Below are 13,693 nucleotides of genomic sequence, written 5' to 3'. Positions count from 1 at the left end.
CCGTGGTCGGACTGCGGCTGCGCTGCGCTGCGGGCGAGTGCCGCGCTGCGCGCGACCCTCACCCTCCGCTCCGCTCCGCCTCAGTCCTCGAGCCCGAGTGCGAACGCCTGGTCGAGGTCGTGCTGCGAGTACGTGCGGAACGCGATGAACGTCTGAGTGCGGACGACGCCCTCGACCTTGCTGACCCGGTCCGCGATGACGTCGGCGAGCTGGTCGTGCTCGCGGACCCGCACGACCGCGATGAGATCGGCGCCGCCGGTGACGGAGTAGACCTCGCTCACGCCGCGGATCTCCGCGATCTCGGCGGCCGCCTCCGGGATCCGGGAGGCCTCGGTGTCGATCATCACGATGGCGGTCAGCATGGTCGTCATCATGCCGTGCGCGGCATCGCGGTGCGCCGCGGTGCCTCCGGCGCGTCCTCGCCGACGGGACCTGGGGCGTCGGCGACCGGGGCCTCGGTGCCGGCGACCCGCTCGAGGTGCGCCGCGATCGCGCTCCCGGGATCCGTGGTGGCCTGGGCCGAGTGCGTCGGGGCCGCCCAGGTCCCGTCGATCGTGACGAGCCGGACGCCCGGCTGCTCGAGCCACGCCAGGACGAGGTCGGTCTCCTCCGGGTGCGCCGCGGGCGCCGGAGCGACGGGCGGCGCGACGTGCTCGGCCGTCGCCTGGAGCGTGGTGAGCACCGGCCGCGGGTCGGTGAGGCGGTCGACCCGTGCGGTCGCGGCGAGCCGGCCGTGGCGGACGAGGAGCAGCTCCCAGCCACCGTCCGGCAGCCGCAGCGCGGCCCCGAGCTCGGCGCACCGAGCGATCGGGTCGAGCCGCTGCGCCCGAGCCGAGCCGCGCAGGAACGCGCCGAGCCGGTCGCGGACGGAGGCGGCCTCCTCGTAGCGCTGCTGCGCCGCGAGCATCTCGATCCGCTCGGCATGCACGCCGACGACCCGCGCGGGGTCGCGGAGCATGCCGGACCGGACCAGCTCGACGATCTGCGCGTAGTCGTCGGGGGTCTGGCCGCCGGTGCACGGCGCGCCGCAGCGGCCGAGACCGGCCAGCACGCAGGCCGAGGCCCCGCGGGCCGGGACGAGCGGCAACCGCCGGGCGCACTGACGGATGGCGTACGCCTCGTGGAGCGCGTCGACGGCGAGCTGCGCGGACCCGGCGGACGTGAACGGGCCGAGGTAGGCGGCGCCCTCCTCGTCGCGGACGTCGCGGACGACGCTCAGCCGCGGGTACGGCTCGACCGTCAGCCGCACCCAGGGCATCCGCTCGGGGAAGCGCGACCGCCGGTTGTAGCGGGGGGAGTGCTCGGCGATGAGGCGCAGCTCGCGCACACGCGCCTCGAGCGGCGTCGCGCAGACGACGGGGTCCACGCGCTCGGCGATGCGCACCATCTCGACCATCCGGCCGCGCTTCTCGGCCGACGTGAAGTAGGAGCGCACGCGTTTGCGCAGCGACGTGGTCGAGGTGCCGACGTAGAGCACCTCGTCGTGCGGGCCGCGGAACAGGTAGACCCCGGGGGCGTCGGGCAGGTGGTCCGCGAGCGTGCGCTTGCGACGGACGTCGGAGGGCACCGGGTCGCTCGCGGTGGCGAGGTCCTCGAGGTGCGTGACGCCCAGGGGAGCGAGCCGGCCAAGCAGCGCGTGCAGCACGTCGACCGTGGCGCGAGCGTCGGACAGCGCGCGGTGGTTCGGCGTGACCTGCGCGTGGAACAGCGCGGCGAGCGTGCCGAGCCGGTGGTTGGGCGCCTCGTCACGCGTCACGACGCGCCGGGCGAGGCGCACGGTGTCGACCACGCGGAACCCGGGCCAGGCGTGGTCGGTGCGGGCGGCCGCCGCCTTGAGGAAGCCGACGTCGAAGGGCGCGTTGTGCGCGACGAGCACCGACCCGTGGGCGAACTCCAGGAAGCTCGGCAGGACCTCCTCGATCGGTGGTGCGCCGACGAGCATGGAGGTGGTGATGCCCGTCAGCACCTGGATGTACGCGGGCACGGGGCCGCCCGGGTCGACGAGCGTCTGGAACTCGCCGAGCACCTCGCCGCCGCGCACCTTGACCGCACCGATCTCGGTGATCGACGAGTCGACGGCGCTGCCGCCCGTCGTCTCGAGGTCGACGACGACGAACGTGACGTCCGAGAGCGGCGTGCCCACGTCGTCCAGGCTGGGCTGGACCGCGACGGCCCCTGGCGCGACCGTCTCGCCCGCCCAGACGGGGCGCAGGCGACGCGTCGGTGGCATGGGCGGCACGGTACCCACGAGCACCGACACGGCCCGGTCGCCGCCCTCGGCGTGGCGCGCACCGGCCCTGGGGCGCCGGCGGCGGGCTCGGCCCGTTGCGGCAGACGAACCGCCGGCGGAGCCGTCCGTCCGCCCGGAGCGCCGCCACCCGGACCCGTGTCGGACCCCGTGGCTAGCGTCCGCGGCATGGTCATCGACTGCGACTCGTGCACCCACCGCGGTGCGGCGTGCGCCGACTGCGTCGTCTCGTTCCTCACGATCCCCGTGCGCGCCGCGGCGCCGCCTGCGGTCGACCTCGACGACGCGGAGCAGCGCGCGATCGACGTGCTGGCGGCGTCGGGGCTCGTCCCTCCGCTGCGACTGGTGCGTGCGGTGTGAGGGTCAGTCCCGCGCGTACAGGGCGTCGACGTCGGCCGCGAAGTCCTTGAGCACCACGCCGCGCCGCACGCTGAACTTCGGCGTCAGGTAGCCGTTGTCGATCGTGAGGTCCGTGTCGAGGATGCGGATCTTGCGGATCGACTCGGCGCGTGAGACGGCCAGGTTCGCCTTCTCGACGGCCTTGTCCAGCGACGCCAGCACGTCCGGGTCCTTGGCGGCCTCGGCGAGCGACATCGCGGGCTTGCCGTGCGCGGCGAGCCACCCCGGCACGCCCTCGGGGTCGAGCGTGACGAGCGCCCCGATGAACGGACGCTGGTCGCCGACGACGACCACCTGCGAGATCAAGGGGTGGGCGCGGAGGCGGTCCTCGAGCACCGCCGGCGCGACGTTCTTCCCCGCCGAGGTGACGATGATCTCCTTCTTGCGACCCGTGATCGTCAGGTAGCCGTCGGAGTCGAGCTCACCGAGGTCGCCCGTGCGGAACCACCCGTCCTCGAGGGCCTCCGCGGTCGCGGCGTCGTTGTTGCGGTAGCCGCGGAACACCGGGATCCCGCGGACCTCGACCTCACCGTCCGCCGCGATGCGCACCGACGTGCCCGGCATCGGCAGGCCGACGGTGCCGATCTTGATGTTGTCGGGCCGGTTCACGGTGGCCGGGGCGGTCGTCTCGGTGAGGCCGTAACCCTCGAGCACGTGCAGGCCCAGGCCGCGGTAGAAGTGCCCGAGCCGCTCGCCGAGCGGCGCGCCGCCGGAGATCGCCCACCGGGCCTGGCCGCCGAGCGCGGCCCGCAGCCGGCGCAGCACCAGCACGTCGGCGACCTTGTGCTGCAGGCGCAGCCACGGGCTCGGCCCGCGAGGGGTCGACAGCGCGCGCGAGTAGACGATCGACGTCTTGGCGGCGCGCTGGAAGATCGCGCCCTTGCCGCCGATCGCGGCCTTCTGCTCGGCGCCGTTGTAGACCTTCTCGAACACGCGCGGCACGGCGAGGATGAACGTCGGCCGGAACGTCGCGAGGTCCTCCATGAGGGTCCGGGTGTCGGGCGCGTGTCCCAGCACGGCGCCGGCGGGGACGCACAGCACCTCGATGAACCGCGCGAACACGTGCGCGAGCGGCAGGAACAGCAGGGTGCGGGCGTTCGGGTCGGCGACGACGACCGCCAGGTCCGCGACCGTGTTGGCCGTCAGCTCGTAGAAGTTGCCGTGCGTGAGCTCGGCGCCCTTGGGTCGGCCGGTCGTGCCGGACGTGTAGATGATCGTCGCGACGTCGGAGAGCCGGGCCAACCCGCGGCGGCGGGCGATCTCCTCGTCGGGAACGCCCGTGCCCGCGGCGACGAGGTCGTCGATCGCGCCGTCGTCGATCGTGTGCACGGCGCGCAGCGTCGGGAGGTCCGGCCGCACCTCGGCGACGGTCGCGGCGTGCTCGGTGGTCTCCACGAACACGACCGAGACGTCCGAGTCCGCGAGGATCCACTGCACCTGCTCGGCGGACGAGGTCTCGTACACCGGCACCGGCACGGCGCCCACGGCCCACGTCGCCCAGTCGAGCAGCGTCCACTCGTACCGGGTGCGCGCCATGATCGCGACGTGGTCGCCCGGCTCGACGCCGTACGCCACGAGCCCCTTCGCGACGGCGACGATCTCGGCGTCGAACTCGCGGGCCGTCAAGGGGATCCACGGGCCGCCCGCCTGCGCCTTGTGCTCGATCACGACCTTGTCCGGCGTGCTCGTCACGCGCGCGGCGAGAAGGTCGTTGAGGTTGTGGTCGGGATCGACCTCGACGCGCAGGGCGACGCGCGACTCGTCCATGCTGGCTCCAGTGACAGTGGCGAAGTGTGCGACGAGGATACGGGACTTGTGTAGGACCTTCGGTACCACGCTCTCCCTGCGTGTTCGCCGTTGCGGGACCGGTTCCACACCTGTCCGGACGCCCCGCTAGCGTGGGGGTCCGTCGCGGGGTCGAGACCCGCAGAAACCGACCTCGTGGGAGAGATCGAAACAATGCGCGCCATCGGTGTGGACATCGGCGGGACCAAGATCGCGGCCGGCGTCGTGGACGAGGACGGGACGATCATCGCCCAGACCCGTCGCGACACCGAGCCCGACGACGTCGCCAGCATCGACGCCGCCATCGCGGACGTGTACGCCGAGCTCTCGGCGAAGCACGAGGTCGGCGCCATCGGTGTCGCGGCAGCGGGCTTCGTCTCCGCGGACCGCAGCGGCGTGCTGTTCGCGCCCAACATCGCGTGGCGCGACTACCCGCTGCGCGACAAGGTCGCGGCGCTGATCGAGGACGACATCACGATCGTCGTCGAGAACGACGCGAACGCTGCCGGGTGGGCCGAGTTCCGGTTCGGGCCCGCGCGCGACGTGGACGACATGCTGATGCTCACCCTCGGGACGGGGCTCGGCGGCGCCATCGTCACCGAGGGTCGGCTCGTGCGCGGCGCGTGGGGTGTCGCCGCCGAGATCGGTCACATGCGCGTCGTCCCCGGTGGCCACTACTGCGGCTGCGGGCACGAGGGCTGCTGGGAGCAGTACGCGTCGGGCAGCGCGCTCGTCCGCGAGGCACAGGCCGCCGCGATCGCCCAGCCGGATCGCGCGGAGACGCTCGTCGCGCTCGCGGGCGGCGACCCCGCGAAGATCGTGGGCCCGCACGTCACGAAGGCGGCGCAGGACGGCGACCCGCTCTCCGTCGAGCTCCTCGCCGAGCTCGGGCGCTGGGTCGGCGAGGGCGCGGCGTCCGTGGCGGCGCTGCTCGACCCCGAGCTGATCGTCGTCGGTGGCGGTGTCGCCGCGGCCGGTGACCTCGTGATCGTGCCGGCGCGGCGGGCGTTCGCCGAGCAGCTCTCGGCGCGCGGGCACCGGCCGGAGGCGACGATCACCGTCGCGTCGATGGGCAACGACGCCGGCATGGTCGGCGCCGCGGACCTCGCTCGGCTCTGAACCCGACTCGACCTGCGTCGCAGAGCGTCAGACGACGGCGCCGTTGTCCGGGTCGTGGTCGTCGGGGTCCCGCCTCTGCGGCATGCGCCAGACGAGCACGGCCACACCGACGACGAACACGAGCGCCGCGGCCTGGACCAGCGCGATCGGTGCGCTCCGCCAGAAGATCAGCACGATCAGCAGGAAGAGCGGCATGCCCGCCGCCGCGAACCACGCCATGGTGAGCAGCGGGTCGCCCCCGAGCACGGGACCGGGGTCCGGCGGCACGAAGTGCTCGTGCGCGTCGACCGTCGCCTCGGCCTCGTCGTACTGCGCGGTGCCGTCCCAGTCGCGCCCGGCGAGCTCGGGCCGGGCCGGCGGCTCCGGCTGCTCGGCGGGGCGCACGACCCGCGCGTCGTCGGAGCGGATTGGCAGGCCGCCGTCCTCGAGCGTCGTGAACGTCTCGAGGTCGTCGAGCGCGTCGAGGTCGCCCAGGTCCGCGACGATCTGCGCCCAGCGCTCGTCGTCGGTCGGCTCGTGGTCGCCCGGTACGCCGTCCCGCGGCGCGTCGGCACCCGGTGCGGGGGCCGCGTCGTCGGGGTCGTCGGGGCGTGGAGCCATGGAAGCACTCTAGAGTCGGACGCAGCGGTCGGGGTGGCCTCATGCCGCGGCGAGGGTTCGGAACCGCGCGTGGACGTCGACGACCGGCGGCCTGGAAAGGTGAGCTGTTGTTCTACTGGCTGATGAAGCGGGTGTTCGTGGGCCCGCTGCTGCACCTGGTCTACCGGCCGTGGGTGCGCGGCGCCGAGCACGTGCCCGCCTCGGGCGGCGCGATCCTCGCGAGCAACCACCTCGCGGTGATCGACTCGTTCTTCCTGCCGCTCGTGCTGGACCGCGAGCTCGTGTTCATCGGCAAGCAGGAGTACTTCACCGGCTCGGGCGTCAAGGGCCGGATGACCGCGGGCTTCATGCGCGGCGTCGGCACGATCCCAGTCGACCGGGGTGGCGGCAAGGCCTCGGAGGCGGCGCTCCGGACCGGCCTGCGGCGGCTCGAGGAGGGCGGCCTGTTCGGGATCTACCCCGAGGGCACGCGCAGCCCGGACGGTCGCCTGTACCGCGGCAAGACCGGCATCGCGCGACTCGCGCTCGAGTCCGGCGCGCCGGTCGTCCCGATCGCGATGGTCGGCACCGACGTCGCGCAGCCCATCGGCCGCCGCATCCCCAAGGTGATGCGGATCGGCGTCGTGATCGGCGAGCCGCTCGACTTCTCGCGCTACCGCGGCATGGAGAACGACCGGTTCATCCTCCGCGCCGTCACCGACGAGATCATGTACGCGATCATGAGCCTCTCCGGCCAGGAGTACGTCGACGTGTACGCCGCGACGCAGAAGGCGCGCATCGCCGCCGGCCACCCTGCCGCGGCGGGCGAAGAGCCAGGCGCGGCCGCAGCGGCGCCGGGCGGCCGTCCGGTGCCGGACGTCCAGGTGCCGGTCCCCCCCCAGGAGCAGGACGAGCCGTCAGTAGGATGACGCGGTCGCCGGCGCAAGCCCGTGCGGCCGCACGCGTGCGCGACCCGGACCAATGGCCTGGCGGCGCACGACCTGGCTCGGGCACCGTGGGGTGTCCGGTCGTCTGACCCAACGGAAGGTGTGTCTCATGTCGGTTCGTCGCGTCGCTCTCCTCACCGCGGGTGGCTTCGCTCCGTGCCTGTCCTCCGCCGTCGGTGGCCTCATCGAGCGCTACACCGAGATCGCGCCGGAGATCGAGATCATCGCCTACGAGCACGGGTACTACGGGCTGCTGCGCGGCGACAAGATCGTCGTGACGGACGAGGTGCGCAAGAACGCGGGCGTCCTGCACCGCTTCGGCGGCTCGCCCATCGGCAACTCGCGCGTCAAGCTCACCAACGCCAAGGACTGCGTCAAGCGCGGCCTGGTCAAGGAGGGCGAGGACCCGCTGCAGGTCGCGGCCGAGCAGCTCAAGGCGGACGGCGTGGACGTGCTGCACACGATCGGCGGCGACGACACCAACACGACCGCTGCGGACCTCGCGGCGTACCTCGCGGACAACGGCTACGGGCTGACGGTCGTCGGCCTGCCCAAGACGATCGACAACGACGTGGTGCCGATCCGCCAGTCGCTGGGCGCGTGGACGGCGGCCGAGGAGGCCGCGGGCTTCGCGGCCAACATCATCGGAGAGCACCGCTCGGGCCCCCGCATGCTGATCGTGCACGAGGTCATGGGCCGGCACTGCGGGTGGCTGACGGCGGCCGCCGCCGCGGAGTACCGCAAGTGGCTCGACACGCAGGAGTGGGTGCCGGGCATCGGCCTCACGCGCGAGCGCTGGGACATCCACGCCGTCTTCGTGCCCGAGCTCGCGCTCGACATCGACGCCGAGGCGGAGCGCCTGCGCAAGGTCATGGACGAGCAGGGCAACGTCAACATCTTCCTGTCGGAGGGTGCGGGCATGCACGAGATCGTCGACCAGCTCACCGCCGCGGGCACGCCCCCGGAGCGCGACCCGTTCGGTCACGTCAAGCTCGACACCATCAACCCGGGCCAGTGGTTCGCGAAGCAGTTCGCCGAGAAGCTCGGCGCCGAGAAGACGATGGTCCAGAAGTCCGGCTACTACTCGCGCGCCGCTGCGGCGAACGCCGAGGACCTGCGCCTCATCAAGTCGATGACGGACCTCGCGGTCGAGTGCGCGCTGCGCGGCGAGTCCGGCGTCATCGGCCACGACGAGGAGCGCGGCGACGTGCTGCGCGCGATCGAGTTCCCCCGCATCGCGGGCGGCAAGCCGTTCGACGTGCAGCAGGAGTGGTTCGGCGCCCTGCTCTCGGACATCGGTCAGCAGCTCGTCCCGGCGAGTCACTCGTGAGCGTCGAGCCGGACCCGGCCGTCGTCGAGGGGCTCGACGCCTGGCGTGGCCTGAACGCGCTGCAGCAGCCGACGTGGCCGGACCAGGACGAGCTCGCGCGTGCGACGGCCAAGCTCGGGCAGCTGCCGCCGCTCGTGTTCGCCGGTGAGGCGGACGCCCTGCGCGCGCAGCTCGCGGCGGCGAGCCGCGGTGAGGCGTTCGTGCTGGTCGGCGGCGACTGCGCCGAGACCTTCGCCGAGGCGACGGCCGACAACATCCGGAACAAGATCAAGACGATCCTCCAGATGGCGGTCGTGCTGACCTACGGCGCGAGCCTGCCCGTGGTGAAGGTCGGCCGGATGGCGGGCCAGTACGCGAAGCCGCGGTCGTCGGGCGACGAGACGCGCGACGGCGTGACGCTGCCCGCGTTCCGCGGCGACATCGTCAACGGCTTCGGGTTCACGCCGGAGGACCGGCGCCCCGACCCGCAGCGGCTGCTCGAGGCGTACCACACGTCCGCCTCGACGCTGAACCTGATCCGGGCGTTCACGACGGGTGGCTTCGCGTCGCTGCTGCGCGTGCACGAGTGGAACCGCGGCTTCATCAAGAGCCCGGCGTACGCGCGCTACGAGGTGCTCGCGGCCGAGATCGACCGCGCCATCCGCTTCATGGCGGCGTGCGGCGCCGACTTCGAGCAGCTGCGGACGGTCGACTTCTACTCGAGCCACGAGGGGCTGCTGCTCGACTACGAGCGGCCGCTGACGCGGATCGACAGCCGCACGGGCCTGCCGTACGACTGCTCGGCCCACTTCGTGTGGATCGGGGAGCGCACGCGCCAGCTCGACGGGGCACACGTCGACTTCTTCTCGCGCGTGCAGAACCCGATCGGGGTCAAGCTGGGCCCGACCACGACGACGGACGACGCGCTCGCGCTGCTCGACCGGCTGAACCCGACGGGGGAGCCGGGCCGGCTCACGTTCGTGACCCGCATGGGCGCGTCGAAGGTGCGGGACCTGCTGCCGGAGATCGTCGAGAAGGTGTCGGCGGACGGCCGTCCCGTCACGTGGGTCTGCGATCCGATGCACGGCAACGGCTTCACGTCGGCGTCCGGCTACAAGACGCGGCGGTTCTCCGACGTGGTCGACGAGGTCGCGGGCTTCTTCGAGGTGCACCGCGCGCTCGGCACGGTCCCGGGCGGTCTGCTGATCGAGCTGACGGGTGACGACGTCACCGAGGTGCTCGGTGGCTCGGAGGAGATCGACGACGACGGCCTCGCCCGCCGGTACGAGACGCTCGTCGACCCGCGGCTCAACCACCAGCAGTCGCTCGAGCTCGCGTTCCAGGTCGCGGAGCTGCTGCGGCAGGCCTGAGGTGACGAGGGGCCGGTGCCGGGCCGACCCGGGCACCGGCCTTCGTCGTCTCCGGTCACGCGGGCGCGCGGCACGCGTCCTGCCGGGCGCGACCGACCGCTCCGGACGCGCCGATCCGGGGACGCCCGGGTCACGCGGGCGCGGCACGCGCGCGTGTCAGAAGACGTTGATGACGACCGTGCTGCCCTTGGGTGCCTGCTTGCCGCCTCCGCCGCCCGGGTGCTGCGAGTACACGATGTTGAGCGGCGTGATGCCCTGAGGCTGGTGGACCTCGACCTTGAAGCCCGCCTCCTGGAGCCGCTTCGTCGCGTTGGCCACGTTCTCGCCGTAGACGTTGGGCAGGTCGACGAGCTCTGGACCCTGGGAGACGGTCACCGTGACGGTCTCGCCGCGATGGCCCTCGGCGTCGGGCTTCGGTGACTGCGCCATGACCTGCCCGGCCGGCACCGTGTCGCTGTACGCCTTCTTGACGGCGAGCTTGAGTCCCGAGCCGCTCAGCGTCTCCTTCGCGTCGGCCTGCGAGCCGCCGAGCACCGACGGGATCGTCACGGGTGCGGGGCCGTCGGAGATCACCAGCTGCACGGTGGTGCCCCACGGCACCCTGTCGCCGCCGATCGCGGCGCTGCCGTCGGGGAGCGTGGCGTGCAGCACCGCGCCGCGCGGCGCCGCGTCGTCGTACTGCTGCTCGCCGTAGGACACGCCGAGGTGCGCCGCCTGGAGGGTCGCGGCGGCCTGGTTCTGCATCACGCCGATCAGCTTCTTCGGCATCGTCGTCAGCCGCGGGCCCTGCGACACCGAGATCGTGACGTCCGAGCCCTTGTGCACCTGCGCGCCGGACCGGGGCTGGCTCGAGAAGACCGTGCCGACCGAGGCGTCGTCGTACGCCTGCACCGCGTGCGCGTGGAGCCCCCGGGCGGCCAGCGCACGCGTCGCGGCCTGCTGCGACAGACCGGCGAGCGGCGGGACGGTGGCGTGCGCGGCGGGACCTGCGGCCACGTACCACCAGGCGCCTCCGCCGAGCAGGAGCACCAGCACGAGCAGCGCCGCCAGCAGACGGTGCCGCCGACGTGGCGCGGCCACGCGTCCGGCCGCGGGAGCCGTCGCCGCGGGAGCGGACGCGCTCGCCAGGCCGATCGGGAGCGCGACGGTGCTGCCGTGGTGGTCGACCGGCTCGATCCACGTCGTCTCGTCGGTCGACGCGGAGCCGGTGTCGAGCTCGGTCTCGTCGGGGTCGGTCGCGGCGGGCAGGACGATCGTCGGCGGGACGTCGGCGGCGCGCGCGAGCGTCTCGGGGTCGAGCTCGGCGCGGGTGCGGCGAAGCAGCGCGGCGGCCGCGGCCGCGTCGACGGGGCGGTCGTCGGGGTCGCGGGCGGCGAGCGCGCGGACCAGCTCGTCGACCTCGATCGGCAGCCAGTCGACCTGGTCGGACGGTGCGGGCACATCGTTGTTGACGTGCTGGAACGCGACCTGGATGGGCGTGTCGCCCGTGAACGGCTGCTTCCCGGTGAGCATCTCGAAGAGCAGCACCCCGCACGCGTACACGTCGGTGCGGGCGTCGGAGACGCCCCGGACGACGAGCTCGGGCGCGAGGTACGCGACCGTGCCGAGCACCGTGCCCGTGGTCGTCGCGGTGACCTCGGTGACGGCGCGGGCGAGGCCGAAGTCGGCGAGCTTGACGCGGTCGTCGTTGGCCAGCAGCACGTTCTCGGGCTTGATGTCGCGGTGCACGAGGCCGCCCCGATGTGCCGCGGCGAGCGCGTCGAGCACGGCGTCCGCGATCCGCAGGGCCTCGCCGACGCTGAGGGCGCCCCGCTCGCCGAGCCGTCGTCGCAGCGTGACGCCGTCGACGTACTCCATGGTCAGGTAGCTCGTGTCGCCGTCGACGCCCTGGTCGTACACCCCCACGAGGCCGGGGTGCGTCAGCCGCGCGGCCGTCCGCGCCTCGCGTCGGAACCGGGCGACGAAGTCGGCGCCGGACGTGCCCTCTGCCAGGTGCGGGTGCATGACCTTGAGCGCGACCTCGCGGTCGAGGCGCCGGTCGACGGCCAGGTAGACGGTCGCCATGCCGCCGCGGGCGATGCGCGAGAGCACCTCGTAGCGCCCGTCGACCAGACGGCCGACGAGCGGATCGGTGACGGTCGCTCCCACGTGCAGGAGTCTACGGTCGGGCGGTGCCGGGCCTCGGGAGGCTGGTCAGCGGAACTTCACCATCAGGGTCTGCACGTTGGCGACGTAGCGGCGGGTGTCGGCGAACATGCCGTTCTTCCGGACGGACGACAGGCCCTGGTAGTAGCCGGCGATCGCGCTGCGCACGTCGGGCGCGGAGTGGACGAGCGCGCGGAGGATCGCGACGCCCGCGACCACGTTGTCCCGCGGCTCGAGGAGGTCGAGCTTGCGGCCGACCATCTCGGAGGCCCACTCGCCGGAGCTCGGGATCACCTGCATGACGCCGATCGCGTTCGCGGGGGAGACGACCGCGGCGTTGAACCCGGACTCCTGGTACGCGATCGCTTGCGCGAGCGCAGGGTCGACGCCGAGCGACCGTGCGGTGGACGCGACCATCGCCTGGACGGCTGCGCGCGACGGGACATGCTGGCTGCGCAGCGCGGCGAGGTTGGCGTTCGCGGCGGCGACGACCGAGGACGAGTAGGTGCGACCGGCGAACGTGCTGCCGACCAGCTGGGCCTGCGGCTTGCCCGGGACCTGCAGCTTCTGCCCGATGCGGATCATCGCGGTGGCGCGGACGTGGTTCAGCCGGGCGAGCTCGGCCACGGTCGTGCGGTGCTGCGCGGCGATGCGGGTCAGCGTGTCTCCCGCCACGACGGTGTAGGTCGTCGTCGTGCTGGTCGGACGGGCGGCCGGCGCCTGGGTGCCCGCGGTCGACGTCACGGCCTTGCCGGGGATCGTGAGCACCTGTCCGATGCGGATGAACGCACGGTGGTCGAGGTGGTTCGCCTTGACGACCGCCGCGACGGTCGTCCCGTGCCGCTTCGCGATCGCCGAGACCGTGTCACCGGCGCGAACCGCGTAGTGCGTCGCGGGCGTGCGCGTCACGGTCGGGCCGTGGTGCGCGGCGGGGGTGCGCGCGGCGGTCGACGGGATGGTCAGGACCTGACCCACGAGGATGCGTCCCGGGTCGTGCAGCGCGTTGGCGTGGCTGATCGCGGCGACCGTGGTGCCGGTGCGCGCGGCGATGTGGCTCACGGTGTCGCCCGGGCGGACCGTGTACCGGTCGGCGGCGTGCGCTGCTCCGGCGCTCGTCGTCACGGCGACCGCGGCCAGCGCGATGGTGGCACCGGTTCCGGTGGCGGCACGGCGCAGCGCGTCGGGTCTGGCGGCAGCGTTCGGCATCGCGGACCTCGCAGGGTTCGACTGGGACTGGTGTGACTCATGTGACAGGTGTGACGAATGCGAACGTAGCCCACGCGTGCGCGACGGGAAACCCCACGGGCGAATTGCGGTGGTGGCCGACGGCCACCCGTACTCTCGTCGGGTGACAGACGCGACCACCCCCGAAGCACTCGTCGACGAGTGGCTGACCGTTCCCGACGTCGCCGAACGGCTCGGTGTCGACGCCGGCAAGGTCCGCCGTCTCGTGCAGGAGGGCAAGCTCGCCGCCGTGCGGCGGGGCGACCCGGCCGTGCTCTCCGTCCCCGCGGCGTTCCTGGTGCCGGGACACCTCGCCAACCCGGCCGCCCCGAGCCGCGCGGAGGACGGGGCCGAGTGGACGGTGCTCGCGGCGCTGCAGGGCACGCTCACGGTCCTGTCCGACGCGGGCTTCTCCACGGCCGAGGCGATCGCGTGGCTCTTCACGCCGGACGAGTCGCTGCCGGGCACGCCGCTCGAGGCGCTGCGGGCGGGGCGGAAGACCGAGGTCCGCAGGCGGGCGCAGGCCGAGCTCTGAGGGGCTGACGCCGGCGACCCCGGCGCCCGCGCG

General features: G+C 73.2%; 12 protein-coding genes. 6 read left to right on the top strand and 6 right to left on the bottom strand.

Features of this window, described 5'->3' with window-relative positions:
- Positions 1 to 80: 80 nt before the first annotated feature.
- Entirely contained in the window at positions 81 to 362 is a 282-nt protein-coding gene (locus QRT04_RS01545; protein WP_289453123.1) for an Lrp/AsnC family transcriptional regulator, read from the bottom strand.
- An 8-nt stretch (positions 363 to 370) separates the two neighbouring features.
- A complete protein-coding gene (locus tag QRT04_RS01540; RefSeq protein ID WP_289453122.1) occupies positions 371 to 2,230 on the bottom strand; it encodes a DEDD exonuclease domain-containing protein in 1,860 nt (619 codons plus the stop codon).
- Between the two features lie 186 nt (positions 2,231 to 2,416).
- Here QRT04_RS01540 and QRT04_RS01535 point away from each other — a divergent pair, with 186 nt between their 5' ends.
- On the top strand, positions 2,417 to 2,608 hold the full coding sequence (locus QRT04_RS01535) for a hypothetical protein (RefSeq protein ID WP_289453121.1): 192 nt from the start codon (positions 2,417 to 2,419) through the stop codon (positions 2,606 to 2,608).
- 3 nt (positions 2,609 to 2,611) lie between these two features.
- Here QRT04_RS01535 and QRT04_RS01530 read toward each other — a convergent pair whose 3' ends face one another.
- On the bottom strand, positions 2,612 to 4,414 hold the full coding sequence (locus tag QRT04_RS01530; RefSeq protein WP_289453120.1) for an AMP-dependent synthetase/ligase: 1,803 nt from the start codon (positions 4,412 to 4,414) through the stop codon (positions 2,612 to 2,614).
- Positions 4,415 to 4,606: 192 nt separating this feature from the next.
- On the opposite strand from QRT04_RS01530, the gene QRT04_RS01525 reads away from it, so the two are divergent.
- Entirely contained in the window at positions 4,607 to 5,551 is a 945-nt protein-coding gene (locus tag QRT04_RS01525; RefSeq protein WP_289453119.1) for an ROK family glucokinase, read from the top strand.
- A 27-nt stretch (positions 5,552 to 5,578) separates the two neighbouring features.
- On the opposite strand, the gene QRT04_RS01520 is transcribed toward QRT04_RS01525, so the two are convergent.
- Complete coding sequence (locus QRT04_RS01520) at positions 5,579 to 6,151, bottom strand: hypothetical protein (RefSeq protein WP_289453118.1); 573 nt, start codon at positions 6,149 to 6,151, stop codon at positions 5,579 to 5,581.
- A 107-nt stretch (positions 6,152 to 6,258) separates the two neighbouring features.
- On the opposite strand from QRT04_RS01520, the gene QRT04_RS01515 reads away from it, so the two are divergent.
- The 3 genes from QRT04_RS01515 to QRT04_RS01505 all read left to right on the top strand — a co-directional run bounded on the left by QRT04_RS01515 (position 6,259) and on the right by QRT04_RS01505 (position 9,756).
- Positions 6,259 to 7,059: a lysophospholipid acyltransferase family protein gene (locus tag QRT04_RS01515; protein WP_289453117.1), complete on the top strand. Its 801-nt coding sequence runs from the start codon at positions 6,259 to 6,261 to the stop codon at positions 7,057 to 7,059.
- Between the two features lie 127 nt (positions 7,060 to 7,186).
- A complete protein-coding gene (locus QRT04_RS01510) occupies positions 7,187 to 8,407 on the top strand; it encodes a pyrophosphate--fructose-6-phosphate 1-phosphotransferase (protein ID WP_289453116.1) in 1,221 nt (406 codons plus the stop codon).
- On the top strand, positions 8,404 to 9,756 hold the full coding sequence (locus QRT04_RS01505; protein WP_289453115.1) for a class II 3-deoxy-7-phosphoheptulonate synthase: 1,353 nt from the start codon (positions 8,404 to 8,406) through the stop codon (positions 9,754 to 9,756). Before QRT04_RS01510 ends, QRT04_RS01505 begins: the two co-directional genes overlap by 4 nt.
- Before the next feature lie 156 nt (positions 9,757 to 9,912).
- Here the strand turns inward: QRT04_RS01505 and pknB are convergent, their stop codons facing one another.
- Both pknB and QRT04_RS01495 read right to left on the bottom strand, forming a co-directional pair.
- A complete protein-coding gene (pknB, locus tag QRT04_RS01500; RefSeq protein WP_289453114.1) occupies positions 9,913 to 11,904 on the bottom strand; it encodes a Stk1 family PASTA domain-containing Ser/Thr kinase in 1,992 nt (663 codons plus the stop codon).
- 45 nt (positions 11,905 to 11,949) lie between these two features.
- Complete coding sequence (locus QRT04_RS01495) at positions 11,950 to 13,107, bottom strand: lytic transglycosylase domain-containing protein (RefSeq protein WP_289453113.1); 1,158 nt, start codon at positions 13,105 to 13,107, stop codon at positions 11,950 to 11,952.
- Positions 13,108 to 13,249: 142 nt separating this feature from the next.
- Here QRT04_RS01495 and QRT04_RS01490 point away from each other — a divergent pair, with 142 nt between their 5' ends.
- Positions 13,250 to 13,660 carry an Rv2175c family DNA-binding protein gene (locus tag QRT04_RS01490; protein ID WP_289453112.1) on the top strand — a complete coding sequence of 137 codons (411 nt, stop codon included), beginning with the start codon at positions 13,250 to 13,252 and terminating at the stop codon, positions 13,658 to 13,660.
- Positions 13,661 to 13,693: the final 33 nt, after the last annotated feature.

This window comes from Cellulomonas alba (genome assembly GCF_030362835.1).
In the GTDB taxonomy this organism is placed as follows: domain Bacteria; phylum Actinomycetota; class Actinomycetes; order Actinomycetales; family Cellulomonadaceae; genus Cellulomonas; species Cellulomonas alba.
This window is presented reverse-complemented; position numbering and strand designations above follow the sequence as displayed.